The sequence below is a fragment of the Ruegeria sp. ABD4_443 genome, from assembly GCF_056160865.1.
The window spans coordinates 54,847-79,991 of record NZ_JBSWYA010000009.1 but is presented as its reverse complement, the minus strand read 5'-3'; the positions used below and the strand labels follow the sequence as shown (position 1 = coordinate 79,991).

Below are 25,145 nucleotides of genomic sequence, written 5' to 3'. Positions count from 1 at the left end.
GTCTGCCTCCTAACCCATGCGTTCCGAGGCGTAGGAGCCCGGCGACGGCGGAAAGACCACCGTCTTGTTTCCATTCAAGAAGACCCTGCCGTTCACATGGGCATGGATGGCCCGCGCAAAGACCTGCGCTTCGACATCGCGCCCAAGCGACACGTAATCCTCTGGCGATTGCGCGTGTGTGACACGGATCGTGTCCTGTTCGATGATCGGACCTTCGTCGAGATCGGCGGTGACGTAATGTGATGTCGCCCCGATCAGCTTCACACCCTTCTCGAAGGCCTGCTTGTAGGGATTGGCCCCCTTGAACGACGGCAGGAACGAGTGGTGGATGTTGATGATCCGCCCGGACATCTTGCGGCACATCGCATCGGACAGGATCTGCATGTAGCGGGCCAGCACGATCAGCTCTGCGCCGGTGTCTTCGACGACCTGCATGATCCGCGCCTCTGCATCTGGCTTGTTTTCATTGGTGACCTTGATGCAGTGGAACGGGATGTCGTGGTTCATCACGACTTTCTGATAGTCCATATGGTTCGAGATCACGGCCACGATGTCGATCGGCAGCGCCCCGATCCGCCAGCGATACAGCAGATCGTTCAGGCAATGCCCGAAGCGGGACACCATGATGACTATCTTGCGCTTTGTCGCCTCGTCAAAGAACTCGGCATCCATGTCAAAGTTGTCGCGGACGGGGGCGAAGGCCTCGGTCAGATCGTCGAGGCCACTGCCCTCTTCCGACCTGAAGCTGACACGCATAAAGAAGGATCCCGTTTCGGCATCATCGAATTGCGCGCTGTCGGTGATGTTGCATCCCTGCTCCGCCAGAAAGGTCGAGATCGCCGAGACGATCCCGCGGCGGGATTTGCAGCGAACGCGAAGGGCGAGGCCGGTCTTCATGTCGTATCAGTCTTTCTTCGTTTTCAGTTTTTGGTTTGGCCTGTCAGAGATCGACCAAGCCGACCGGTGCGCCGGTCTTGGCCGAGCGTGTCGCCGCCTCGGCCATGGCAAGCGCCGCGACACCATCGTCGAGGGTCACCGGCATGGGGCTCTTGTCAGTAATGGCCGCCACGAAGGCGGCCCATTCGGCGGCATAAGCGGGCATGTAGCGTTCCAGGAAAAAGAAGGTCGGCTTTGCCCCGGTCACGCCGGCAGTTGTCGACTTGACCACGGTATTTTCCAGCATGTTCTGGGCCTGAAGAAGGCCTTCGGACCCCAGCAGTTCGACCCGCTGGTCATAGCCATAGACCGCACGGCGGGAGTTCTTGATGACGGCAATGCGTCCGTCGACATAGGTGAGCGTGACCACGGCGGTATCCACATCTCCGGCCTCGCCTATCGCAGGATCGACAATGGAGGAGGCGGTTGCCATGACCAAAACAGGCGCTTCGCCCATGATGAAATTCGCCATGTCGAAATCATGGATCATCATGTCCCGGAACAGCCCGCCCGAGACCTTGATGTAGGCCACAGGTGGCGGGGCCGGATCGAACGACGTGATGGACAGAAGCTCGGGCTTGCCGATCTCGCCCGCATCCAGCGCCGCCTTCAGCGCCCCAAAGCTTGGGTCAAACCGACGATTGAACCCGATCATCACCGGCTGGCCGTGGCCCGCGATGTTAGCCTGACATGCGCGCGCGCGTTCTAGGCTGAGGTCCACCGGCTTTTCGCAAAGCACCGCCTTGCCCGCAGCCGTTGCGGCCTCGATCAGGTCGGAATGGGTGTCGGTCGACGTGGCGATCAGCACAGCGTCAATCTCGCCGTCGGCGATGATCTCCTCCGTCGTGCGCACGGCACAGCCATACTGCGCCGCCAAGGTCTCGGCATTGGTCGCGACATAGTCCGAAACGGCAACCAGCGTGCTGTCCGTGTGGCTTGAGATGGCGGTGGCGTGAACGCCCGCAATTCTTCCTGCCCCTAGTAGTCCTACTTTCAACATGTGGCTCGTCTTTCTTGCCTGTCAGAGTGAGATGGACCGACCCTCGGCGGCGCTTTGGCGCGCGGCATCGAGAATGGCTAAGGTGCGTGCGCCGGTCTCAGCGGTCACGGGAGGCGGGGTGCCGTCTCGTACAGCGGCTGCAAATGCCGTGTAATAGTCGTGATAACGACCCTGTTCGGACGGCATGCGCTCTGCACCTTTTTCGGTGCGCAGCGTGCCCCAGTTCGCCTCGGGCTCGTAGCCCCAGGCCGCCAGATCATCAGCGGGCCGCTTGCCCGCAAAAATGTCCTGCGCCTGAATGTCGATGGTCTTGGACACATAGCTGCCCTTATCACCGATGGCGCGCAGTTCACGGTCGTCGATAAAGTTCATCTTGCAGGCCGAAACGTGGCTGTGTGCACCGCTTGTGTGGCGTAGCGTCAGGGTAAAGCTGACATCAGTGAGGCCTTCCGGGAAATCGAACGCATCAAGTTGGGCATCGACCGACGCAACAGGTCCTAGAAGGTAGACCATCTGATCGACGACATGGCTGCCAAGGTCTCGCAAAAGTCCACCTGTCGGCCCCCGTTCGATTGTTTCGGCGCTATCCTGATCCATACGGCTTTCGATCCGCCAGACTTTGCCGATCCGACCATCATCGATGATCTTTTTCAGGGTCTGTAGATCAGCATCGAACCGGCGGTTCTGGTAGACGCCCAGCGTCACGCCCTTAGCCTTCGCCGCCGCGTCCAGTTCCATTGCGGCGTCGTAATTTGGTGCGAAGGGTTTGTCGGCGATCACATGCAGTCCGGCCGCGATCACCTCGAGGACCAGCTCCCGCCTCGTCTGCGGCGGTGTAGTGATCGTCACCGCGTCGCACACGCCAGCCTCGATCATCGCGGTCAGGCTCGGGAAGATCGGCACATCGGGCCAGTCGGCGCGCGCCTTGGCGACCGTTGCTTCAGCCCGCGCGACGATCCCCGCCAAAGCGCAACCCTCCGCCGCCGCGATGAACGGCGTGTGAAAATGCTGTCCGCCCGTGCCGTAGCCGACGCAACCGATCCTGAGCATCAGCCCTGCACCTTTTTCATGAAGGCGTCGAACTCGTCATCCTTGATCGGCACGGTGTGTTCGGCAGCGGGGTATCCGCCACTATCCACATCGGCCTTGTATTCTTTGAACGCCGCGATGCGCTCGTTTTGCAAGCGCTCAAATTCAGGCGCGAAGTTGCGATAGACCTTGCCGTGGCGCGGCTTGTGGTTCTTGCCGTAGCCGCAGACATCCTCGGTGAAGAGGTACTGTGCATCGGCATATTTGCCCGCGCCCATACCCAACATGATGAGAGACGAATTTTCCGTCAGGAACTTTGCAACGCGATCTGGCACGACCTCCAGTTCCGCCCCGAAGACACCGATCTTTTCCAGCATCTGGGTGTGCCGCCAGAGTGCCTCGGCCTCATCCGCCGTCTTTCCGACTGCACGCCAGCCAGTCCAGGTGATGTAGGACGGGATCAGACCGATATGGCCGACGACGGGCAGGTGATTGTCACAGAGCAGCTTCTGTATGTCGTAGCTGGCCGAGCAATAGTACGCATCGCCACCAATCCCGGCATAGTGGAACGCGGCGCGCAGGTAGTCCTCACCGGTGGCGATTGGGCGGCCCTCGAAACGGCCCCAGCCGCCATAAGGGAGCCCAACTTGCACAAAGCAATCACCGGCAGCTTCGCGCATCTCGGCGTCGAAGAACTTGCCCTCGATCGACAGCATGTGAATGCCGGCGGCATTGGCTGCAGCGGCTTCCTCGGGCGTTGTGACGAAGAGCATGGAGATCTTCTCGCCGCGCTTCTTCATGGCGCGAATGTCTTCGACGTGGGGGCGGTTATGATACATGGCTGTCTTCCTTGTCGTTCAGGCTGCCCGAAGCAGCCGTTTGATATTCTGTGAGGCGTCGGCCAGCAGGCCGGGGTCGAGCGGCGCACCGCGCTCGATCAGTTTCTCGAAAATACGAATGTCCTTGGCGATGCTGTTACCCGGTCCAATGCCAGCCGCCGCCAAAAGCTGCCCCTGTGCGTTGCATTGGAAGACGATGCACTGACCGTCCTCGGTTGGTCGCCGGGTGATCGCCAGGGCCGGATCGAATAGCCCAGCGACCTGCAGCGTGAGATCGTACTGGTCAGACCAGAACCACGGCACGCTTCCATAGCTGCCCGCGTTGCCCAACATCGCACTCGCGACAAAGGCGCCCTGGTCCTGTGCAGCTTTCCAACTTTCCAGACGAATGCGCGCGCCGCGCCAGTCAAAATTGCAGCAATCCCCTGCTGCAAAGATGTGCGGATCGGATGTTCTGAAATTGTGGTCCACATGGATGCCGTTATCGACGTCCAGCCCGGCGGCTTCGGCCAGTTCGGTATTCGGCTCTGACCCGACGCCTGCAACAACCTGATCAAATATCAGGGTCTCCCCGTCCGACAGCGAAACCGTCGAGCCAGTCGCTGCTAACACGTTAACGCCCGTGCGGATCGTGACGCCTTCGGCGTGGTGCCGGGTGGCGACCATACCCGCGATTTTTGCAGGGACAGCGCGGGCCAGAAGACGATCACTTGCCTCGAAGACGGTCACCTCCGCGCCCAGCCCGCTGGCCACCGCGGCAAGTTCCAGCCCGATGAACCCGCCACCAATGATCCCCATCGTCGATCCGGGTTTCACGCTCTGAAAAATCGCATCTGCGTCCGCATCGGTTCGCAGCGTCAGGCATCCCTCCATCGTCGGGAAGAGCCGCGCACGTGACCCAGTTGCGAGCAGGAGCGCATCATAGGTCAGGCTCTCGCCTGACTGAAGAAAGACGCATCGTGACGCTGGGTCGATACGATCCACACGCATGCCCCTGAGAAGATCGATTCCCGCCTCGGCGTAGGCTTCCTCTGGCCGGATCGGCTTCAATGCGCCGTCTTTACCCTTGGAAAGCGGCGGTCGCTCATAAGGCAGCGCAGGCTCGTCGCCCACTAGCGTGACGGTGCCGGAAAAGCCCTGTTCGCGTAAGCTGAAGGCAGCTCGGATGCCACACTCCCCTGCGCCGATGATGACAATCCGCTCCATCATCTACACCGTGAACGCAGCCCGGAAGGAGGCCAATGCGTCTTCCGGGTTGTCCTTTGCGAAGGCTTCCATTCCGACCGGACCGACATAGCCCATGTCAGCCAGAGCCCGCGCGATCATGGGCCAATTCATCTCACCCGTGCCCGGCTCGCACCGGCCTGGATTGTCGGCCACCTGAATCTCACCGATCCACGGAAGGCAGGCCTTGGCGTGGCGGATCACGTCGCCCTCACCGATTTGGGTGTGGTAGAGATCGAGATTGATGCGTAACTGCTGCCGGTCCACGGCGGCTACCAGCGACAGTACATCCGCCGTCGAATTGAATGGGCAGCCGGGATGTTCACGCAGGTTAAGGTTTTCCAGCGTGAAGGTCACACCTTCCTCTTCAGCCAGATCGCAAATGCGGTGCAGCGTATCGCGAGCGCGTAGCCACATGCCGGGTGCGACATGGGCCATCTGCTGAATGGGGATCCCCAGGTCGCCAAGGCCGGTGCCGTGCAAGTTCAGCCGGTGTGCGCCCAACCGCTTTCCAACCTGCGCTGTCTCCCGCGCAGATTTCAGTAGCACGTCGGCCCCCTCCGCATCGGCCAGACGCCCTTCGAGGTAGCCGTTCATGATCGTGAAGACAGCACCTGTCTTCTCCAGCGCGTCCAGATCCCAGGCTGGCCAGTTCCAAAGTCCCACGCCAAAGCCCATCTCGTGCAGTCGGGCTGCACGCCAATGGATGGGCTTGTCCTGCCAGAGCATTTCCGCGCAGGCGGCGAGTTGGAACGGCATCGATCAGATCTCCACGAACACCCGGCCACCTTCGACCTTGGTGGGATAGGTGTGCAGGTTTTCGCAGGCGGGCGGCGTTTCCACTTCGCCATTGGTGCAATCGAAGATCGACGAATGTTTAGGGCATTCGATCGTCGCCTCGACAACGAGGCCGTCAGAAAGATGCACGTCCTCATGGGTGCACAGCCCGTCGGTGCAGTAGTAATTGTCCTCGTGGTCCCGCACGATGATGAAAGTCCGCGATCCATGATCGAAGCGGATTACATCTTCTTCGTCGATATCGTCTGCGGCGCAGGCATCTACCCAATCGGCCATGGCATCTCTCCTCAGATGTCTTGTGGTTTAAAATCAGCAGGTGCGGAGGGCATCACGCCCTTCAAAAGCTCGACGGACTTTTCCAGCCCCTCGAGCGAGTTGAGCAGGACGTCCTCGTGCTCGATCGACAGCCAACCGTCATAACCGCCCATCTTCAGCCGGTAGCAGAACTGCCGCCACCATTCCTCGCCATGACCGAAACCAAGCGTGATGTAGGACCAACTGCGTGCCGGGATGTCCATGAGCGAGCCGTTCTCCAACAGGCTTGTGGTGGCCTGCACGGGGGCGTTCAGGAAGGTGTCCTTGGCGTGGACATGGTAAACAGCTTCGCCAAGGGCTTCGGCGGCGATGAGCGGATCAGCCCCCATCCAGAAAAGATGCGAGGGGTCGAGGTTCGCCCCGATGATGGGCCCGACCGCCTCGCGAAGTCTTCTCAGGGAGGGAACGTTGTAGACACACTGGTTGCCGTGAAGTTCGAGTGCGATCTTCTCGACGCCGTTGTCCTTGGCCAGTTGGACCACCTCGGTCCAGAACGGGATCAGTTTCTCTTCCCACTGGTAGCGCAGGATCTCTTGCGTCTCAGGTGGCCAGGACGACACGACCCAGTTTGGCATCATGTCCTTGGCCGAGCCCGCAGGCAGACCCGACATAGTGCAGACGGTCTTCACCTCCATCTCACCCGCAAGACGGATGGTCTTTTTCAGGTCTTCGCCCTGTTTGGGATCGGTCGGATGCAGCGGGTTGCCGTTGGCGTTGAAGCTGATGACCTCAAGGCCGCGCCGGTCGAACTCGGCCTTGAACGCCTGTTGAGCATCGGGCTTCCCGAGCAAGTCGTCCATTTTGCAATGTGGCGCGGTGGACCAGCCGCAAGTGTTCACCTCGACACCAGACACGCCCATACGTGCAGCGTGGTCCATCATCTCGGTGAAAGACATCCCACCCAGACTGTCGGTTACAAAGCCCAGCTTCATGCGTAGAACTCCGGTTTCGCGATCATCTCGACCGCCTGTTTGGTGCCTGTCTCCAGTGCCTTTACGCCCGTCTCGGCAACCTTCGCCGCGCAGTATCCGTCCCAGCAATCGCTGGCCGTTTCGGGAAAGACGCCGGTTTCAACGAAGCGCAGGAAATCGCGGTTCTGGCGCACATAGGCCTCGCGGTAGCGCGTGCGCCAATCGGCGTCGTAGCGGGTGGCGTTGCTGAGTTTCATGTCTGTGCGCGTGTAGGCGACATTATTCATCGCCACGCTCCCCACCTCGCCAACAAGCTCGGCCCGCACGTCATAGCCATAGGCCGCATTGTTGTTGATCTCGATGGTGACAAGCTGGCCATCGGTCGTCTCGAGCACCATCACCACGGGGGCGACACGGTCGTCAGAACGCCTGGGCTGGTGAGCGGTGATGCTGGCGTATTCGGTGCCGAGCACATGGCGGACCACGTCGAACTCGTGGGGCGCCGAGTTGGTGATCGCCATGGCACCGGTGAAATCGGCGGCAGGCGTTTCCACGTTGCGGTGGAAATTGTGCATCATCAACGCGCGGCCAAGCGTGCCGTCTTGCAGCGCCGCGCGCATCTCGACGTAGGATTGATCGTAGCGCCGCATGAAACCCAGCATGACATGGCGCGCGCCTGCCGCTTCTTCGGCGGCCATGACCTCCATGCATTCGGCTGGGTTCTGCGACAGCGGCTTTTCGCACAGCACGCGCTTGCCGGCGGCAATGCAGGCTTTCGAGAGTGGCGCATGGGTGACGTCCGGTGAGGCGACAATCACTGCGTCCACATCATCGCGCGAAATGGCCGCTTCGGGATCTGTCGCGATATCAACCGCCCCATGCGTATCGGCGACCGCCCGCGCGCGACCCGCATCCATATCGCACACCAGCTGAAGCGCAGCACCGGGCATGTCCTGGGCCACGATCCCGGCATGGTCGGCACCCATTAGTCCCGCGCCGATTACAGCTATTCTCGTTGTCACGTCAGTCTCCACAGATATCGGGCTGGTTACGATGCCGCCCGTCAGGTTGTTTTCTCTGCAACCGGACGCCCTGGCGCCCGGTCCATAATCAATGTGCTGGTTCGGGCACGTGGCCGTCGTGGGTCTCCATGTAGCCCTCGATGTTCGCCTCGAGATCGGCCATGGACTCCCCTCCGGCCATCAGGTCAGCGATCTCCTCGCGGGTCTTGTCGCCCTTGCGGAAATCGGCGGCGATGGCACCGCGGATCAGAACCGCGAAGTGATCGCCCACCGCCATCGCGTGCATGACCTGGTGCGTGATGAAAATCACCGCCAGACCGCGCCGCTTGGCCTCGTTCACGATCCGCAGCACGTGAGCGGCTTGCTTCACACCAAGGGCCGCCGTTGGCTCATCAAGAATCAGAACGCGCGCCCCGAAATACACCGCGCGGGCAATCGCGAGGGACTGGCGTTCACCACCCGAGAGGCCGCCAACAAGGCGGTCACCATCCGTGATGCGGGTGATGCCCATCTTCTGGACCTCTTCGACCGCGATCCGGTTGGCTTTGGCGCGGTCAAACACCTTAAAAGGACCAAAACCCTTGGTGGGCTCAACCCCGGCAAAGAAGTTCCGGCCAATGGACATCAACGGATAGGTTCCGCCGAACTGGTGCACAGTTGCGATGCCCATGCTCTGCGCCTCGCGCGGGTTTGCGAAACTGACCGGTTTGCCGTCCATGCGCATCTCGCCATTGGTGGGTGCATGCACGCCTGACAGCGTCTTGATCAGCGTGGACTTGCCGGCACCGTTATCGCCAAGCAGACAAAGGACTTCGCCTTCGTTCACTTTCAGAGTGATTTCGTGAAGAACGTCGATGGGCCCAAAGCTCTTGTCGACGCCTCTCATTTCCAGAACAGGTGTTTTGTCTGACATCTACTTGGTCCTCTACTTTTTCTTCGTGGTTGACGCGTTGGTTGCGATGTTTCGGAATGTGTCGTTCATCAGGACCGCCACCAGCAGAAGCGTTCCAATGAACAGCATATTGAGGTCTTTATCGAAGGCCGTGAAGTTGATCCCTTGGAAGACGATGCCGAAGGTGAGTGTCCCGAAGATCGTACCGGTCACGGTACCGAAACCGCCTGTCAAAAGAACACCGCCAACCACGACGCAGATAATCGTATTGAAGATCATCCCGAATTGAGTCGTTGTACTTGCAGTGTTCGCCAAGACGGCCTCGGTCATTCCGACAAGGGCAGCAGCCATCGCTGACAGCATGAAGAGAGCGATCTTTAGGCGGTTGGTAGGGATGCCGGCATTGCGCGCGCTTTCCTGGTCACCGCCCATAGCGAATATCCAATTGCCCCAAGGGGAAATGTGCAAAACGTAGAAACATGCGATTGCAACTGCGATCCAGATGAAGAAGGAGCTTTGCAGACTACGAAAGATGGTGATTGCACCGTCACCCTCGCCCAAGATCAAGGAATGGTAGTCCCCCATCAGGAATTCTGAGACGACGCCGGCGTCGGGCAAACTGTGCTGCGTCGTTCCAGCGATCTGCTTTGATATGTATGCATTCAGACCTGCCACGACGAACAAAGTCGCCAGTGTCACGATCAGCGACGGCACTTGTGTCCGGGTAACAAGCATCCCGTTGACCCAGCCGATGAAAGCAGCCACGGCAAAACTCATCAAAACAGCGAGCCAGATGTTAAAGCCGAATATCTCAACCGACATGGCGAGAACAATACCTCCCGCGGGGATCATGGCGCCCACTGAAATGTCCAGCTCACCTGCAATCATGAGAAACCCGATTGGGATGGCAATGATCCCAACCTTGGACGCAAAGTTGAGCCAGGTCGAAGACCCAAGCGCGGTCAGAAAGTTCTTATCCACGCCGAAATAGGCAAAGAAAATGAAAATCAGGACGAAACCAGCGGCGGCACCGGCCTCTGGACGACGGAACAGGCTCAGGAATGAAAAGCCTCCGTTCGCCTTTGTGTCTTGTTTGGTGGTGCTGTCAGCCATTGCTTCGATGTCCCAAATTTAAAGTGGATGATCCTCGGCCGATCTGACCGGCCGAGGATCGCGTTGGATTAACGTGCGCCCAGAGCCGCACCAGCAATCACTGCGTCAACGTTGGACGCATCGATGATTGCAGGGCCAGTCAGGACCGGATCCGTAGAGATCTCGGTGCCGAACTTCAGATGCGCAAACAGCATGGACGTGGCCAGGAAGCCCTGTAGGTAGGGCTGCTGGTCGATGGCCATGGTCTGGGTACCAGCCTGAATCCGCTCCAGCGATGCCGGGGAGAAGTCAAAGGCAGAGACCATAATGTCGAGGCCGGTCTGCTCGACGGCATTGGCACCCGCGGCTGCACCGAAGTCGGCACAGGACACCATTGCGTCAATCGAAGGATCACCAATGAATTCCGCCTTCAGCGCCTCGGCAGTACCCGTGACGTCACCGTCGAGGTTTGCGGGCGTGTTCAGAACGGTCACAGTTGCACCTGCTTCGGTGGCTCCATCGGTCACACCACGGCAACGTTCTTCGAGGTTGATCGCACCGGGCACCTGGATGTGGCACAGAATGTGGGTCGCGCCGTTCTCAGCCAGATACTTGCCGCCACCGAAGCCGGCCGCGTATTCGTCAGAACCGAAGTAGTTCACAGCGCCGATGTCATCCTTAACCGGCAGGCCGGAATTGTACTGCATGATGACGATGCCTTCGTCAGCTGCAGCCTGAAGCGCGGGGATCTGAGCATCCGGAACCCAGACCGGGATCGCAATGCCGTCAACGCCCTGTGCAACAGCCTGGTTGATCAGGGTCACAAGGTCAGGGCCGAAGTTTTCATAGTTTTGCGTGCGCAGATACTGCACAGAGCCGCCGTTGGCTTCGACCATGTGGGTCGCATCATCAACGCCCTTCTGGATCTTGTCCATGAAAGCATCTTCAATGGAGCCCGCGATCACGGCGATATCCTGCGCGAACGCGCCGGTGGCCATGCAGACAGCTGTCGCTGTCATTGCAAGTGTTTTGGTTAGTTTCATGTCGAGTTCCTCCCTATTAAGCCCGTCCCTCCAGACGGGTCGACATTTTGGTTCAGGCACTTTGCCCGTTAGCTGCCCCTCGGGGCGCATTCTGTTTGGATTTCCCGCCTTTGCCGGTAACGGCGCTCAGCGCGAGTTTTCGGAAGCTTTCGTTCATCCCGACGGCCACCAGCAGCATCACCCCGATGATCAGGTTCGACCAGTTGCGGTCGATAGCGGTGAAATCGATGCCCTTGTTGACGATGGCAAAGGTCAACGTGCCGACGAATATTCCGGGCACGGACCCAAAGCCCCCTGTCAGAAGCACACCGCCGACAACAACGCTGACGATGATGTTGAAGATGTCATTCATGCCACCCGACACCTGAGCCGAGTTGAACAGCATGGCGTGGCACATGCCGACAAAAGAAGCACTTGTTGCTGTTCCGATGAACAGCAGGATGGTCATACGGTCGACTGGAATACCTGCATTGCGCGCGCTCTCCCGGTCGCCGCCAATTGCGAAAATCCAGTTACCAAAGCGGCTCTGATGCAGGATGAACCAGAAGATGACCGCAAAAATCACCCACCAGATAATGACGACCTGGTGGGAGCCACCAAACATGAGTTGGCCAAAGATCGTCTTGGCCCAGTCCGGGGCAGTCAAAGGTACTGACGCGCTGCCCGTCAGCAGCTTTGAGCCAGCCAGCACTACGCCTTGCATGCCGACCAAAGTCGCCAGAGTAATGATCAACGTCGGCACATTCGTCCGCACCGCCAAAACGCCGTTGATGGTGCCGACGATCACACCCACGCCAATTGCGCCTAAAATTCCGAAGATGATCGGCAGCTCGTAATGCCCCGAAATGATCGCCGTCGTCATGGCACCCGCGGGGATCATGGCGCCGATGGATATGTCGATCTCACCCGAGATCATCAGAAGACCGACCGGCAGCGCGACGATGCCGATGCGGGCTGCATAGTTGACCCAGCTTGCCGCACCGAACAGTGTTCCGAGATCGACCCCGCCGACAACCACATAAAACGCGAGCACGCCGATCAAACTGAGAACGGATGCGGCAGCAGGGCGTCGAAGAAGATCTGTCAGCATTGCCTTACCCTTTCTTCGCCGCGGCGCTCAGGGCGAGTGCCCGGAACGTGTCGTTGGACAGGACCGCTGCCAGCAGCAGCGCACCGACGATGATCGAGCCGACGTTGGGATCGAGAGATGCAAAGAAGACGCCCTGATTGACGACTGCAAACGTCATCGTGCCCAGAAGAATGCCAACGATGGACCCTGCCCCACCCGTCAAGAGAACCCCGCCAATCACCACGCACATGATCGAGTTGAAGATGAACGCCTGACCGCCGGCAACCTGGGCCTGCTGGTAGGTCATGACTTGGGCCACACCGACGAAGGCCGCACAAAAGCCCGACGCCATGAATAGGCCGATGGTGACACGGGCGGTCGGAATACCCGCATTGCGCGCGCTTTCCCGATCTCCACCAACGGCGAAGATCCAGTTCCCGATGGGAGAAATGTGCAGCACGTAGAAGAAGACTGCCGCAAACCCGAGCCACCAGAAGATTGTCACGCTGAACATGAAGTTGATGAACTGGCCGAGCATTGTCTTTGCCAGAGGTGCCGGCACGTAAGACACAGAGGTCGAGCCCTTGATCAGCACCGCAAACCCAAGCGTAAGCCCCATCACCGCGAACATGACCCCGATGGTCACAATGAGCGACGGAATGGTTGTGCGCGTGACCAGTAGGCCGTTGATGAAGCCGATCAGCAAACCGACGCCGAGACCTCCGCAGATGGCAACCAGCGCTGGCAGATCGTAGTGGCCGGCAAGCATCGCAGTCATCATGGACGATGCCGGAACAATCGAACCGACCGAAATGTCGAATTCACCCGCAATCATCAAGAGCCCAACCGGCAAGGCGATGATGCCCACCTCGGCGGCTATGTTCAGCCAGCTTGACCAGCCGGGGGCGCCCATGAAAACCGAACCGCCAAGAGAAGCGAAAAATATGAACACGACAACGAAACCGATCAGCGATCCGGTCTCCGGGCGCCGGGCGAGTGCGCCGAGCGAAAAGCGCGCTGCTCTGGTTTGTGTCTGGGACGTCATCTGTAGGGATCCACGACTGAGGTTCTGAGGTTTGGTGTGGCCGCCCAGCCTTGACCGGGCGACCACTTGGGAGGATTAGCGTGCGCCGGCTTCGACGCCTGCGATCACCAGATCAACGTTGCTGGAATCGACGATGCCCGGGCCGGTGAGAATCTCACGGGTTGGGATCGTAGTGCCGTACTGCACGTGGTTGATCAGGATCGACGTTGCGAAGAACCCTTGCTGGTAGCCCTGCTGGTCAATTGCGCAGGCCTGGGTGCCGGCTTGGATGTTAGCAAGGATCGAGTCATTGAAGTTCATTCCGCAGATTTGAACTTCACCCGCTTTGCCTGCCTGCTGGATGCCGCTGATTGCTGCGTTGGTATCCTGATCGCCAATCGCGAACAGCGCGTTGATGTCAGGGTTCTGCAGCAGGTGCGCGCGCACTGCCTGTGCCACTGCGGTGCTGTCGCCAAATGCGGTCGCAGGCAGTTGCAGAACAGAGCTGGTCCCGCCAGCAGAGGCCATACCGTCGTTGAAGCCGTTGCAGAAAGCTTCGATATTGGCCGCACCCGGCAGCGTGTTCACGCATGCACCGTTGGTCTGACCTGCTTCGGCAAGATAGATACCAGCTGCCTCGCCGGATTTGTAGTCTACGGCACCGACATAGTTCATCGCGCCCAGACGATCAGCAGCTTCGATGCCACCGGCGTTATAGATGACCAGCGGGATGTCCGCATCAACGACGGCCTGGAAAGCAGGGTCCATGGCTTCAGGGACCCAGTTCGGGCCAACAATGGCGTCAGCGCCTTGGTCGATGGCCTGACGGATCAGTTCCGCGGCATCCGGGCCGAGGTTGTCATAGTTCTGCGGACCAAGCCATGTGACCGAGCCGCCGTGCATTTCGGCGACCTTGCCCGCGTGCTCGGCACCGAGCTTGACGCGCGACCAGAACGGATCGTCGGGCTTGCCGCCGACAACAAAGATATTCGGTCCGCCATCTTGTGCGACTGCGAAGGTCGCGCTCATGGCAACAGCAGCGGTCACTGCAAGGACTTTGGTCAGTTTCATTTGGGTCTCCTCCCCTTTGGTGCCGACGTCGCGGCGGTTTTTTGGCTACAGGTCGCCGGGCGTGCCTCCTCTGCACACCCGGAACACAGTCATTCAGCCAGTGTTGCTTGTGCCTGTTTCGCCTTCATCCGCTCTTTCTTGGCGCGGAACCGGGCTTTCATCGCCTCGTCGGCTTCTTTCGAGCCGTCGTGCCAATAGCCGAACCACTTATCGAGCGGCACAAGGCCATCGGCGCCGTAGTTCACTTCGAAATATTTATGATGCAGGTAGTGGGCGTAGGCGTGGCTATCGAGCGGCGTATCTTCCGTGATCTCAAGCTTGTCGAAACCGATATGCCCGTTCAGCGCTCCATAGCCTACAGCATGGCTGTTAAACATCATCACGATCGGGTTCGACGGGATGATCAGGTGCCAGACGATTTCACCGAAATAGAGCAGATGCTCGACCGGGTGCATCGACAGGGACGACCAAGGGCTTGGGTTGATCGAGTTATGATGGACCGAGTGAATCCACTTATAGAGCGTTGGCGTATGGATCAGCCGGTGAATGCAGAAGAAGTGGATCTCGTGGATCGCAGGCACAAGAAATGTCAGCGCAATCAGCCAGACCCAGTTGTCCTGCCAATCGAGCCAGCCAAAAACGTGGTAGCCGTTGGCGAAGCACCACAACATAACAACTTCGACCGCCGTCCAGATCGGAATGCCGACGAAGAAGCTCCGCAGGAAGTTGTCGAGGTTCTGGCTCTTGAACCAAAAGACGTCAGACGGATTTTCGGACGGGAACTTGGCGTTGTACTTGAACCGGGTTTCCTGCTTGCGCTTGACGTAAAAGAATAGCTCGATCGCGCCGTAGAGCAGGAAGATCCCGATCGCGTTGACCGCGAAGAGATAGAGCGCCCAGCCCCAAGAGATCGTTTTCATCACTTCGACATCGGGGATGACGAAAACCCAATAGAGTAGCGCCGTGGCCATGTGGAAGGCGTTCCATGGCCAGATGTAGTCCTTCAGGAAATGGCCCATCTGGTCCCACTTGCCGCGCCAGAAGGGGGCAATTTCAAGAGTCGCGTTCGGCGTCCAGTTGCCGCGCTTGTCCCGGGTTCCGTATTCCAGATCGTCCATGTGGTCCCCTCCCTTGTGAGCAACGGACACAACCTGCGGTCCGCCAATTTCACTCTTTTTTTGTTGACAGTTTGACATGGATCAAATCAAGAATATCTAAATCATGTTACACATTTCGTCTCATTTCAGCTCATGAGACGTCCTTTTTGAAACGAAATGAGATGGAAACTCCTCGTGAAACGCCCTACAATCCCGGATCTTGCCACTGCCGCCGGTGTTTCCGTCTCAACGGTGAACCGGGTCTTGAATCAGCCTGAGTCGGTCCGTGCACCGACCCGCGAGCGTGTTCTGGGCGCGGCTCAGGAGATCGGTTTTTATGGCGTTGGAACCATTCAACATGCGGTCAGCGCGCATCGCCAAACACACAGAATCGGAATTCTTCTGCAACAGCAATCGAGACGGTTTTATGCCAACCTCGGCGAGGTGATGACTGCAGAGGCCGGGCGCCAAGACACCGTAGACCTCACTCTGGAATACCTTGACGACCTTTCGCCCGAGCGGGTCGCGGAACGGCTCATTGCCATGGGAGAAACCTGCGAGTCCGTCGCCCTTGTTGCCGCGCAACACCCCATCGTCGCCGATGCCATCGACAAGGTCATGGCAAACGGAGTTCCCGTCGCCAGTCTCATTGCCCCGCTCTCCGCCACAGGCAATGTCAGCTTCATCGGCCTCGACAACTGGAAGGTAGGTCGGACCGCCGCCTGGGCCTTTGACAAAATTGTACGCGACCCGGGGAAGATTGGAGTCCTGCTTGGGAACTTCCGCTACCGAAATCAGGAAATGAATGAGAGCGGGTTTCGCTCCTACTTTCGCGAGCACAATGCGGACTTCACACTGTTGGAACCACTTGCGACCTACGAGTCTGCCGCCGCCGCGCGCGAACTCACAGAGAAGCTTCTCAAGGAACATCCCGATCTCTGTGGGCTGTTCATTTCAGGGGGCGGCATCACGGGTGCCTTGTCAGCACTCCGCGATACCTCGACGCGGGACGACTTTGTGGCAGTCGGCTATGAGCTTTTCGACGAGACCCGCGCCGCCCTCATTGACGGCACGCTCACGATGGTGATTTCGCACCCGATGGAAACCTTTGCGCGCGAGACGATCACCACGCTGATCAAGGCCAAGAAAGCCGGAGCAGACGCCGGCGCGCAACGCGTCGCGCTTGGCTTTGAAATCTACACCTCCGAGAACGTGTGAGGCCTGGCCCCATGGATGATCTGGAATTTGGCTCTCGAGACAAGCGCGGAAACTGGCGACCCAATGCGCCGCTTATCGTCGGCCCGCTGCTCGATACACCGTGGAGTCTTGCACGCATTCTGAAATGGATACCGGGCTACCTCTTGCCCTGGAATGCTCTGTTCTTCGCGTTGGCCACCGTCTTCTGGCTCTGGCTCACCCCGAGCCGAGAAAACCTGCAAACCTTTGAAATGGGTTGGATTGGCTTTCTCCTCCTGCGGAACGCCACATTGATTCTGATACTTTTCGGTGTGCTCGAGCTCCGCCTCTACATCAAACGCAGACAGGGCAATCGCTTCAAATACAACGCGAGATTTCCGGCGGACCACCCGTCCGACGTCTTCTGGTTTCGCAACCAGGGCATCGACAACGCATTGCGAACATTCCTCAGCGGTCTGCCCATCTGGACTGCCTATGAGGTGGTCCTGCTCTGGGCTTGGGCAAACAACATCAGGCCATGGGGAGCATGGAGCAGTAATCCGATCTGGCTTGCCGCCTTTGCGCTCCTTCTGCCGCTTCTGCACGAGGCGCATTTCTATTTTGTCCATCGGCTAACCCATATGCCGCGCCTCTACAAATGGGTGCACTCGGTCCATCACAACTCAATCAACCCAAGTCCGTGGTCGTCCCTGTCGATGCACCCGCTCGAGCATCTGCTGTATTGGTCCGGAACGCTCATCCATCTGGTCGTGACCTCTCATCCCCTCTTGATTCTCTATCATCTGCAGATCAGCGGAACGGGGGCAGTGATCGGTCATATTGGGTTCGACAAGATCGAACTGGGCGACAGGACCGCCATGAATACGCATGCCTATGCACATTACCTGCACCACAAGTATTTTGAGGTGAATTACGCCGACGGAGCCCTGCCTTTCGATAAATGGATGGGCACCTGGCATGACGGAACGCAGGAAGGTGATCGGCTCATGAAAGAGCGGTTCAAAAGGAAAAAGTCTGCGGCGACCATGAAAGGGAATGGGTGAGCGGTTGGATGTCGCGAAAATCGCTCCGCCAATGACCGCTTTCGTAATCCAGACACCTTCACCCCAGCAGCGAACATATGCTTTTTGCTCGGTCGCGAAGCGCACAAAGCGGACCTTGGGTCAAAGAATTCGAACGGCAGAAAAGTCCGCAGAGCGGTCATTCGGGGTGAGTCGATCAGTGTCTGCTGTGCGGACAAAGCACACCTTCGTTGCGTGATCTTGCAAGGGTCGAACGGTTTAAGGATGGCGAGTACAACGAATGTACTCACCCCTTCCGCTGGCGAACCTCATACTGATACCATAAGTCCATGTGACCCTTTTGGCGGGCGTCCGCGAGGAAGAGCCTTTTGCGGACATTGGGCATTTCCAGATGCGTGTATTTTCTTCCGGAGTACTTTGGCCAGTCAATTGCCAAGCCGATCTTGACCATTTCCGCAGAAAGATCTCGGCCGTCGGGTAAATAACATTTGGCGACGGTGCGTCCGTGATGATCTACATCTGTAACTTCGGCTCGGATCGTTTGCCCCTTGCATAGCTTGTGCAGCGCCCACTTGGCTTTTTGCCCATACGGATGCGTTAGTTCCGGTGCATCAATACCAAACAGGCGGATTTGTGTTTTTTGGATTGTTATGGTGTCTCCATCCGTAATCCAGGCCAAGCCGGAAATAATACGCGGCTTTCGCAAGTGTGTTGCAGCACGCTCATCAAAGCGATTTGTATGTCGTGTGGTGCTGCGATTGGGACTGCTTGGACGGGTTTTCTTAGGCTTGTGCGTCGAGGGTTCGAATGGCTCAATTACATCGTCACGCCGCGCGACAACGGCGACTAGGCGAACCACGCCGGCAAGTACGATAATGCCGATGACGAATTCCAACTTCACGTTCCCTTTGTCTCGCTTCTATGAGGATTAAGGGAAAGGCTGGGATTTCTGCATTCGATTGGAGGTCATGTTTTTGCGATTTTCAGCCAAAAGAACCCGACACTGCGTAATCAGCCATCCAAGCACTTCGCTCGAACGACTGCTTTGCCTTGCTTGCGAGGCCGTGCCGGGTCACTCGATCAATTTCTGCAGTGCCCTGTCAGCGCGGATAAGTGCATTGATCGTCTTGCGCATTTCTTCGGCCTTTCGCGATCTGTCTCCGTGCTTCCACGAAGGATGGCTTGGCCCAGCAACATGCCCACCTCTAGCCCCATGCATGCGGCAAACACTCCAGCGTTGAACGGCTGGTGCACGGCATCGCAGGCCTGTGGACTTTGCCGTTGCAGTACATCTGGGCGCATTTCGCAGCCTTTTGGCGGGGTCCAAGAGGTTGTCGTCGTTTTTTGTCATTCACCCTGCCCCCGTTTTGAACATTGCCAACAATTGCCTGCCCGCCTTCTTTGACCTCGACGCGCTCAACACGCACGGTTTGATCTGCCTTGGATCGATACCTTTTCAGGGTTTCAACCTGGCTGGTGAAAGTCCGCGCAAGTTTGTTGAGCGCCCGTTCTGCTGAATCTTGTTGCGGGAGAGTTTTTACGTGATTGAGCCTGCGTGCCATCATCATCGTGGCCTGATGGATTGCGCCCATCTGGATCGCAAGCATGGCTTCAATCTCGTCTTGGGGCCTTACCCCGGCAACAACGGACATAACGAAGTTGGATGCGGTCTCAGAAACAGAGCTGTCCTGTTGTCCGAGAATTGCGACCTGGTCCATGACACCTTCGAAGAACCGATAGTCAACGGTGCCGAGCTCATGCATCGCCAAAGCACAAGCCGCTTTTGGGTCTTTTCCCTTGTGCCCAACCGTGAGCCGTCGCGTTTCTTCCTCGAAGTCCAACTTGATGTCCGGCGCCCGAACGCGTGACTTCTTCCGCTCCTTCAAATCCGCAATCGCATTGGTTTCCGTATCGGTAAGCTCGGATTTCATTGTCCGAAGTTCGTTGCCACTGTCTTTCTGGGCCTTGCTCATGTCCGCCTCGCGTAACAGGGAGTGGTTAGTATTAGTGTTCCGTTTCAGAACCGACGGACCGGATAAAAACTGGCCTGACGGGTTCTGATTTGGAACCAGGGGAGGTCTTTGGGTTCTCAAACGGAACCACTGAGGATGCTGACGGGTCCGTCTCAGAACCGCGTTTTGTTTTCTCGGGCTGCCATAAGCGCCAGTCGTTGGTGGCGGCTTTCTTGCCGGACCGGGTCTGTGTCGGCTTGGTCGTCAATCGCCACTCATGGGCTTGGCGGTGATACCAGTTGCCTTCTTGCTCCAGCACAATGAAGCCTTTGTCCTGAAGATCCTCGAAAGCCCGCTGAACCGTGGCCTTCCCCAATCCGAGAGTTTCCGCCGCCTCGTTCATCGACAGAAAAACCTTGCCGTTGTTGCCACCGTGGTAGCGGGTGTGAAGCTCCAACCAGAGCTTCACGGCAGGTCCGGATAACGCCCGCCATGCCGGAGATTTGATCATGGCGTAGGACAGAGGGATGTATTGCCCCTCATCCGACCGTTTGCCCTTCGAAGATCGACGCCTACTCATCGCTACACCTCCGCTGGAAATGCGCGGGCAATGCATCCAGTTCGGGTAGGTCACAGCCGATATGCGTCCGGACGAGCCGGGTCAGGCCGGATTTCGACACACAATACCCGAGCGTATCCCAGGCCGCTCCCCCGGCCGGAAATTGGGGTCTCTGGCGCTGAAACAGCCATTGGATGCCATCCCGGCAGACAGAGACGCGGTAGACACCACGGCGAAAGAGCTCGTCGCTGTAGTTCTCAGCAGTTTCCCAATGATCGGTTCGGGTAAGTGGGCCAGTGTCCGGACCCTTTTCGTGACTGGTACTGTTCGATTTGGAAAAGGAGATATCAACCATGCTCGATCCGTCCTTTCCGCACGATCACCCGTTCAACCGAATGGCTCAGGGGCGACCAGTAGTACAGGCGCTCGTTTTGTCTTGTCGGCGCGGGGCATCCTGTGGCATCAACTTGACTTGCTAGGGTGGCAGTTGATGTCACTGGAAAAGCCCCATCTCCGCGCTTGGAGTTGGGGTTTTTCATTATGCAGCCTCGTTGTTGGGATCGGTGCGCCGGGCCGCCAGCCAGGCGTTCAGATCGGCGCCGTGATAGGCGATCCGTCGACCGATGCGGATAAAGGCCGGACCGCACATGCGGTGGCGCCATTGAGCCAGCTTCTCGCGGTTTCCCAGTAATTGCATTTCGGGGTCTTCTGGGAAGTAGATGCGGTCTTTTTCGAAAACTTGTGTCATTGGTCACCTTTTGTTTTTCTTAAGGTGACACCCAATATTCACACATTTGATTCAACTCATAGAGAACTTTTCCAATTTGGAAAAACCCTTTCTTATTTAGCTTTTCATAGCTGTCGGCTATCGTAATCCACAAACTTATCCACTTCGATCTTGAGGCAATCTGCCATGTTCGACTGTCTCCACAACTCCGAAATGTACTTTCTCAAGGTTGTCTCGGATAAACCAAAAAGTGGACTGATTTTGAACGAAGCCTCTTGCGCCTGAGCGAGACTCATAAAATCGCCGTCTCGTTCCTCCCAAATCTGCACCTCGATTGCATGCACGTACTCAAAGACTAGTTTTGCAGCTTGGCTGTCGTTTCGAATTAAGTTCAAGTCGGTCCGGTAGATTCTCTGCAAGAGCAAAGAGCGCAAGCTGAAGTAAACTTGGATGCGCATCTCTAAACCCCAAAATTTGTTGAAAAGCGCGACCAAGCCGCCATCAACTCGCTCCGCCGCTCCAACAAATCCGACCGCGCGTAAGCCCGCTCCACATCTGATCCAACCTGGTGTGCCAATGCCGCCTCTGCCAGTTCGCGCGGCGCGTTTGCAGCCTCCGCCGCCCAATCTCGGAACGAACTGCGGAAGCCATGCACGGTGACGCCATCCTGCCGCATCCGGCGCAACAGCATTAGCATGGACATGTTCGACAGGGGCTGATGCCGCTTTTGGCCCTCAAACACATAGTCAGAGGCCAATGCGCGCAGCGGCTCCAGAATGGCCAGCATTTCGCCGGTGAGAGGCACGCGATGGACCTGCCCGCCTTTCATGCGCTCCGCAGGTATGGTCCACAGGCGCGCATCCACATCGACCTCCGGCCATTTCATCTCCAGCACCTCTGAAGTCCGGCAAGCGGTCAGAATGGTGAACTGCAGCGCCTTGGCGGCCATGGCCGAGCGGGTCTGCAACTCGGCATAGAAAGCGGGCACCTCCTGCCACGGCATAGCGTGGTGGTGCTGCACCTTGGCTTTGACGGTAGGCAGCACTTTGCCTTCGCGGATCGCGGTCACCGGGTTCTCGCCCGAGCGGAAGCCCTTGGACTTTGCCACATCGAGCACCGTCTTGATCCGCTGCGACAGTCGCTTTGCGGTTTCGTGTTTCTCGGTCCAGATTGGCGACAGGCACATCAGCACTTCGGGCTGATCGATGCTGTCCACGGGCATACGGCCGATCTTTGGGAACGCGTAGTCGCGCAAGGTGTTGAGCCATTGCTGTCCATGTTTGGCATTCTTCCATGTCGGCAGGCGGTCGATGTGGACCTGTCGGCTGAGCTCTTCGAAGGTCGGGATTTCGCGCTGGGCGTTAAAACGAGGGTTCAGTCCGGACTTTGCCATGCGTCGATATTCGAGGGCTCTTTCTCGAGCCTGGTTCAAAGTGACAACATCAGCGCCACCCAAACCAAAATCCGTTCTCAGTGGTGCGCCTTTACGGTTCTTCTGCCCCTTGACCGTAACTCGTACGATCCAACGCCGTGCACCTGATGGATCAACAACGAGGTACAAACCAGAACCGTCGCCATGCCGACCCGGACCTAGATTCTCTACCAGCTTCTTTGTCAGCTTTCCGCTGAGCGCAGACATGAAAATACCACAAAATATACCACTCAATGAAAGTATACTGGTATGATCGGATAAAATCCAACGAAACCCACCAGCGTGGCTATAGCCACAAAACACAGGGGTTTATGCAACCTAGTGCGTCTCATCAGGATTTGGGAAAATCACCAAGTGGCGGACCGAGGAGGATTCGAACCCCCGACCCCTTGATTCGTAGTCAACGCATACCTGACATGCAAATAATTGAATCTACCGCATAAACTATTGAATATAGAAGTTTTTATATAGAAGTTGATGACATAGAGGTATTTACATTAGCCCCCGATAACGCACATATACTGACATGTGACTGACACGTGGTGCTGACATGGCAATCAAACTAAGCGCCCGCAATCTGGCGGATGCTGAAGCGGGAAAACTAATCTGGGATACTGAGGTTAAGGGCTTTGGCGCACGCAAAGCCAACAATGGCGACGTGACGCTTTTCCTCAATTATCAGGTGCGCGGAACTGGGAAGTATAAGCGGCTGACAATTGGCAAGCTGGGCGAGTTGACGGTTGATGCGGCCCGCAAGAGGGCAGCCCAGATGCGGCTGGAGATACGCACAGGAGCCGACCCCAGCCAGCAGGCCGAGACAGCAACGGCCAAGGCCAAACACGGCGACACCTTGGGCCAACTTGTCTCGCAATGGCTCGACAGTCCCAAGCACGCTTGGAGTGCCAGCACCCGCGAGGGCTACGTTGGAGCGATGCGCCGCGACGTTCTCAATTCTGACGCCGCCGAGATTAGAATAGGTGATGTAACACGCGCCGACCTGATGCGGATTGTGGACCGCGCGACCGACCGTAGCGCATCAAGTGGCGCGTTGACTTTCCGCACCCTCAACAGCTTTCTGACTTGGGCGGATAGCCGAGGGCTGACAGAGGTGACTTTGCCCAAAGCCAGCAGAGCCGCACCAACACCCAAGCCACGCACCCGAGTTATGGCCGAGGATGAGATTAAGGCACTCTGGAACGCCGCCGAGACTTTGACGCCTCTTACGGCTATTGCGGGCCGCCTCGTTCTTATGACCTGTGTTCGCACAGGAGCCTTGCAGCAATTGCAGCGCGATTGGATTCGACAAGACGGTATCGTCTGGCCTGCCGATGTAATGAAAGGCAAGCGCGAGTTTTGGACGCCTCTTACACCTTGGGCATACGATCAGATACGGCCCGTTCTCAATCAAGAGGGCGCGGTATTCGGGCGAGGTACGACCCGGCTAAAGCAGGCTCTACCTACATGGCGCAAAGCGGCTGGCGTTGATGCGACGGTAAAGCCGCACGACGTGCGCCGAGCAATGCGTACTTGGGCCGCTGCCGAGGGTTATGGATACGAGGCCAGCGAGGCCGCCTTGGCGCATCAGGTTCAGCGCACGAACCTTGATAAAGCCTATCAGCAATACGACTATGCCCAAGAGGCTGGCGAGGTGTTACGCGGCTGGCAAGGGCATGTAGAGGGATTGGTATCGTGATAATCGACCAAGAGAACGAAAACATATCAGTCAAACTTCGATACGCCAATTCAAAGCAGACTGCTGAGTTGGTAGCCAAGCACTTAAAAACCGGGAACGCTCCAGACGCTCTTCACTGGTTAGAGAGCCTGAAGAATACGTTCGAAAAGGAGAAATGGACCAAGCGGGACTTCAAGTTTGACTACCCTTCTGCTGCAGACATCGTCAGTCTCACTGAGCCAATCAGACTCGCCAAATCATTGAGCGACCTAGAGAACTCAATGGGGCAAATCTGGCAACTATGTGATACTGCTTTGCGCCGAGCACGTGATGCACGATTTTTGGAAATTGCCTCAGAGAACACTGGGCGCTGGAAACGAGCAGAAGCAAAGCTGATAAGTGCAAATTCATATAACGCAATGTGCGCGGAACTGCACGCTGTAGACCTTGCACTGGAGCTAGTTTTGGCGGTGACAGCCAAGGTAAACAGCTTTGCACAGTCGGAAGACGATGATTAATGACATGACAGCAGCCTTAGACAGCTTGCGCCACTTCGTGCCTGATATGGACCGCGCTTGGTATGCGGCGCAGCGCGGCGAGGATGAGAACGAGGCTGCCGACGCTCTGGCATCGGATGCGCGGGCCGTGTTGACCGCATTGGCCGCCGAGGCCGTGCCAGAGATAAAAGCCCTTGGGTTGGACCCAAACGACCGCCAGAGCCTGCGTTATGCCGATGACAACCCCGCCGTCGCGTTTCACCTTCAGTGTTACGAGTGCATTGAAACGTTTCGACACTGGGCCGCCGAGGGCGACTTTCTCGCCCAATTGGAATTGGTAGAACTGGCGGCGCATAGGTGGCTGGGAAATGGACATGTCATTGCCCCAGAGGCCGCCGAGTTACGCGCCGCCAAGGCTCAGGCCGCAATAAGTGAGTTGAACCGCCGCGCCCAGCAGAGCGGCAACACCCGCAAGCGTTCAACCGCCAAAGCCCGCAAGGCTGACGCTTGGGCCGTCTTTGGCCTCGACGGGCCGAACGGCAAGAGCCTGATTGCGAGGCTCAAGACGGCAACACCCGAGCAATTGGCCCAGTTGGCTGGCGTCTACGGCTATGATGATGACGGCGCGTTTCTGGCCGATGCAATGAACCTAGATTCAGCAACGCGAAAAAAATTGGTCCGCGACAACCAAAAATAGAATTTAGGGACAAGCATTGTCTGTCCCT

27 protein-coding genes are annotated in these 25,145 nt (G+C 57.8%); 5 read left to right on the top strand and 22 right to left on the bottom strand.

The annotated features are described in order from the left end of the window. Positions 1–9: 9 nt before the first annotated feature. The 16 genes from purU to ACXAG8_RS15890 form a co-directional block, all read right to left on the bottom strand. A complete protein-coding gene (purU, locus tag ACXAG8_RS15965) occupies positions 10–897 on the bottom strand; it encodes a formyltetrahydrofolate deformylase (RefSeq protein ID WP_475228628.1) in 888 nt (295 codons plus the stop codon). 43 nt (positions 898–940) lie between these two features. Beyond that, positions 941–1,936, bottom strand: a complete 996-nt coding sequence (iolG, locus tag ACXAG8_RS15960) for an inositol 2-dehydrogenase (RefSeq protein WP_475228622.1) — start codon at positions 1,934–1,936, stop codon at positions 941–943. Positions 1,937–1,957: 21 nt separating this feature from the next. Further along, positions 1,958–2,986, bottom strand: coding sequence for a Gfo/Idh/MocA family protein (locus ACXAG8_RS15955; RefSeq protein ID WP_475228617.1), 1,029 nt, complete (start codon positions 2,984–2,986; stop codon positions 1,958–1,960). Beyond that, positions 2,986–3,804, bottom strand: a complete 819-nt coding sequence (locus ACXAG8_RS15950) for a 3-methyl-2-oxobutanoate hydroxymethyltransferase (protein WP_475228611.1) — start codon at positions 3,802–3,804, stop codon at positions 2,986–2,988. The genes ACXAG8_RS15955 and ACXAG8_RS15950 overlap by 1 nt, the downstream gene beginning before the upstream one ends. A gap of 18 nt (positions 3,805–3,822) precedes the next feature. After that, on the bottom strand, positions 3,823–5,013 hold the full coding sequence (locus ACXAG8_RS15945; RefSeq protein WP_475228607.1) for an NAD(P)/FAD-dependent oxidoreductase: 1,191 nt from the start codon (positions 5,011–5,013) through the stop codon (positions 3,823–3,825). Then, on the bottom strand, positions 5,014–5,787 hold the full coding sequence (locus ACXAG8_RS15940; protein ID WP_475228605.1) for a TIM barrel protein: 774 nt from the start codon (positions 5,785–5,787) through the stop codon (positions 5,014–5,016). 3 nt (positions 5,788–5,790) lie between these two features. Next, positions 5,791–6,102, bottom strand: a complete 312-nt coding sequence (locus tag ACXAG8_RS15935) for a MocE family 2Fe-2S type ferredoxin (RefSeq protein ID WP_475228602.1) — start codon at positions 6,100–6,102, stop codon at positions 5,791–5,793. Between the two features lie 11 nt (positions 6,103–6,113). Then, positions 6,114–7,073 carry a sugar phosphate isomerase/epimerase family protein gene (locus ACXAG8_RS15930; RefSeq protein ID WP_475228599.1) on the bottom strand — a complete coding sequence of 320 codons (960 nt, stop codon included), beginning with the start codon at positions 7,071–7,073 and terminating at the stop codon, positions 6,114–6,116. Further along, the gene (locus tag ACXAG8_RS15925; RefSeq protein ID WP_475228596.1) at positions 7,070–8,074 is read right to left on the bottom strand and encodes a Gfo/Idh/MocA family oxidoreductase; all 1,005 of its coding nucleotides are present in this window, start codon (positions 8,072–8,074) and stop codon (positions 7,070–7,072) included. Before ACXAG8_RS15925 ends, ACXAG8_RS15930 begins: the two co-directional genes overlap by 4 nt. A gap of 88 nt (positions 8,075–8,162) precedes the next feature. Further along, on the bottom strand, positions 8,163–8,987 hold the full coding sequence (locus ACXAG8_RS15920) for an ATP-binding cassette domain-containing protein (RefSeq protein WP_475228590.1): 825 nt from the start codon (positions 8,985–8,987) through the stop codon (positions 8,163–8,165). 12 nt (positions 8,988–8,999) lie between these two features. Beyond that, positions 9,000–10,079, bottom strand: a complete 1,080-nt coding sequence (locus tag ACXAG8_RS15915) for an ABC transporter permease (RefSeq protein ID WP_475228585.1) — start codon at positions 10,077–10,079, stop codon at positions 9,000–9,002. 68 nt (positions 10,080–10,147) lie between these two features. Continuing rightward, the gene (locus ACXAG8_RS15910) at positions 10,148–11,101 is read right to left on the bottom strand and encodes a substrate-binding domain-containing protein (RefSeq protein ID WP_475228581.1); all 954 of its coding nucleotides are present in this window, start codon (positions 11,099–11,101) and stop codon (positions 10,148–10,150) included. A gap of 52 nt (positions 11,102–11,153) precedes the next feature. Continuing rightward, positions 11,154–12,191: an ABC transporter permease gene (locus ACXAG8_RS15905; protein ID WP_475228573.1), complete on the bottom strand. Its 1,038-nt coding sequence runs from the start codon at positions 12,189–12,191 to the stop codon at positions 11,154–11,156. 4 nt (positions 12,192–12,195) lie between these two features. Beyond that, complete coding sequence (locus tag ACXAG8_RS15900; protein WP_475228569.1) at positions 12,196–13,215, bottom strand: ABC transporter permease; 1,020 nt, start codon at positions 13,213–13,215, stop codon at positions 12,196–12,198. Positions 13,216–13,290: 75 nt separating this feature from the next. Next, on the bottom strand, positions 13,291–14,265 hold the full coding sequence (locus tag ACXAG8_RS15895) for a substrate-binding domain-containing protein (protein ID WP_475228564.1): 975 nt from the start codon (positions 14,263–14,265) through the stop codon (positions 13,291–13,293). Between the two features lie 89 nt (positions 14,266–14,354). Beyond that, positions 14,355–15,383, bottom strand: coding sequence for a sterol desaturase family protein (locus ACXAG8_RS15890; protein ID WP_475228560.1), 1,029 nt, complete (start codon positions 15,381–15,383; stop codon positions 14,355–14,357). A 156-nt stretch (positions 15,384–15,539) separates the two neighbouring features. Between ACXAG8_RS15890 and ACXAG8_RS15885 the strand changes: the two genes are divergently transcribed. Both ACXAG8_RS15885 and ACXAG8_RS15880 read left to right on the top strand, forming a co-directional pair. After that, the gene (locus ACXAG8_RS15885) at positions 15,540–16,580 is read left to right on the top strand and encodes a LacI family DNA-binding transcriptional regulator (protein ID WP_475228557.1); all 1,041 of its coding nucleotides are present in this window, start codon (positions 15,540–15,542) and stop codon (positions 16,578–16,580) included. Between the two features lie 11 nt (positions 16,581–16,591). Beyond that, positions 16,592–17,602 carry a sterol desaturase family protein gene (locus ACXAG8_RS15880; RefSeq protein WP_475228553.1) on the top strand — a complete coding sequence of 337 codons (1,011 nt, stop codon included), beginning with the start codon at positions 16,592–16,594 and terminating at the stop codon, positions 17,600–17,602. A 265-nt stretch (positions 17,603–17,867) separates the two neighbouring features. On the opposite strand, the gene ACXAG8_RS15875 is transcribed toward ACXAG8_RS15880, so the two are convergent. From ACXAG8_RS15875 to ACXAG8_RS15850, 6 genes are all read right to left on the bottom strand, one after another. Then, positions 17,868–18,476 carry a thermonuclease family protein gene (locus ACXAG8_RS15875; RefSeq protein WP_475228546.1) on the bottom strand — a complete coding sequence of 203 codons (609 nt, stop codon included), beginning with the start codon at positions 18,474–18,476 and terminating at the stop codon, positions 17,868–17,870. A gap of 310 nt (positions 18,477–18,786) precedes the next feature. Beyond that, positions 18,787–19,554 (bottom strand): hypothetical protein, encoded by a 768-nt coding sequence (locus tag ACXAG8_RS15870; protein WP_475228539.1) that lies wholly within the window; start codon positions 19,552–19,554, stop codon positions 18,787–18,789. 31 nt (positions 19,555–19,585) lie between these two features. Beyond that, entirely contained in the window at positions 19,586–20,044 is a 459-nt protein-coding gene (locus tag ACXAG8_RS15865) for a helix-turn-helix domain-containing protein (RefSeq protein ID WP_475228533.1), read from the bottom strand. 586 nt (positions 20,045–20,630) lie between these two features. Next, complete coding sequence (locus ACXAG8_RS15860; RefSeq protein WP_475228530.1) at positions 20,631–20,840, bottom strand: MerR family transcriptional regulator; 210 nt, start codon at positions 20,838–20,840, stop codon at positions 20,631–20,633. Positions 20,841–20,944: 104 nt separating this feature from the next. After that, on the bottom strand, positions 20,945–21,277 hold the full coding sequence (locus ACXAG8_RS15855) for a hypothetical protein (protein WP_475228524.1): 333 nt from the start codon (positions 21,275–21,277) through the stop codon (positions 20,945–20,947). 2 nt (positions 21,278–21,279) lie between these two features. Then, positions 21,280–22,458 carry a tyrosine-type recombinase/integrase gene (locus ACXAG8_RS15850; protein WP_475228519.1) on the bottom strand — a complete coding sequence of 393 codons (1,179 nt, stop codon included), beginning with the start codon at positions 22,456–22,458 and terminating at the stop codon, positions 21,280–21,282. A 343-nt stretch (positions 22,459–22,801) separates the two neighbouring features. Between ACXAG8_RS15850 and ACXAG8_RS15845 the strand changes: the two genes are divergently transcribed. Genes ACXAG8_RS15845 through ACXAG8_RS15835 form a run of 3 tightly spaced genes read left to right on the top strand, consistent with a single transcriptional unit; the run spans position 22,802 to position 25,117 of the window. Then, positions 22,802–23,944, top strand: a complete 1,143-nt coding sequence (locus tag ACXAG8_RS15845) for a tyrosine-type recombinase/integrase (protein ID WP_475228514.1) — start codon at positions 22,802–22,804, stop codon at positions 23,942–23,944. Then, positions 23,941–24,441 carry a hypothetical protein gene (locus ACXAG8_RS15840; RefSeq protein ID WP_475228509.1) on the top strand — a complete coding sequence of 167 codons (501 nt, stop codon included), beginning with the start codon at positions 23,941–23,943 and terminating at the stop codon, positions 24,439–24,441. Before ACXAG8_RS15845 ends, ACXAG8_RS15840 begins: the two co-directional genes overlap by 4 nt. Beyond that, complete coding sequence (locus ACXAG8_RS15835; protein WP_475228504.1) at positions 24,434–25,117, top strand: hypothetical protein; 684 nt, start codon at positions 24,434–24,436, stop codon at positions 25,115–25,117. The genes ACXAG8_RS15840 and ACXAG8_RS15835 overlap by 8 nt, the downstream gene beginning before the upstream one ends. The last annotated feature ends 28 nt before the right edge of the window (positions 25,118–25,145 follow it).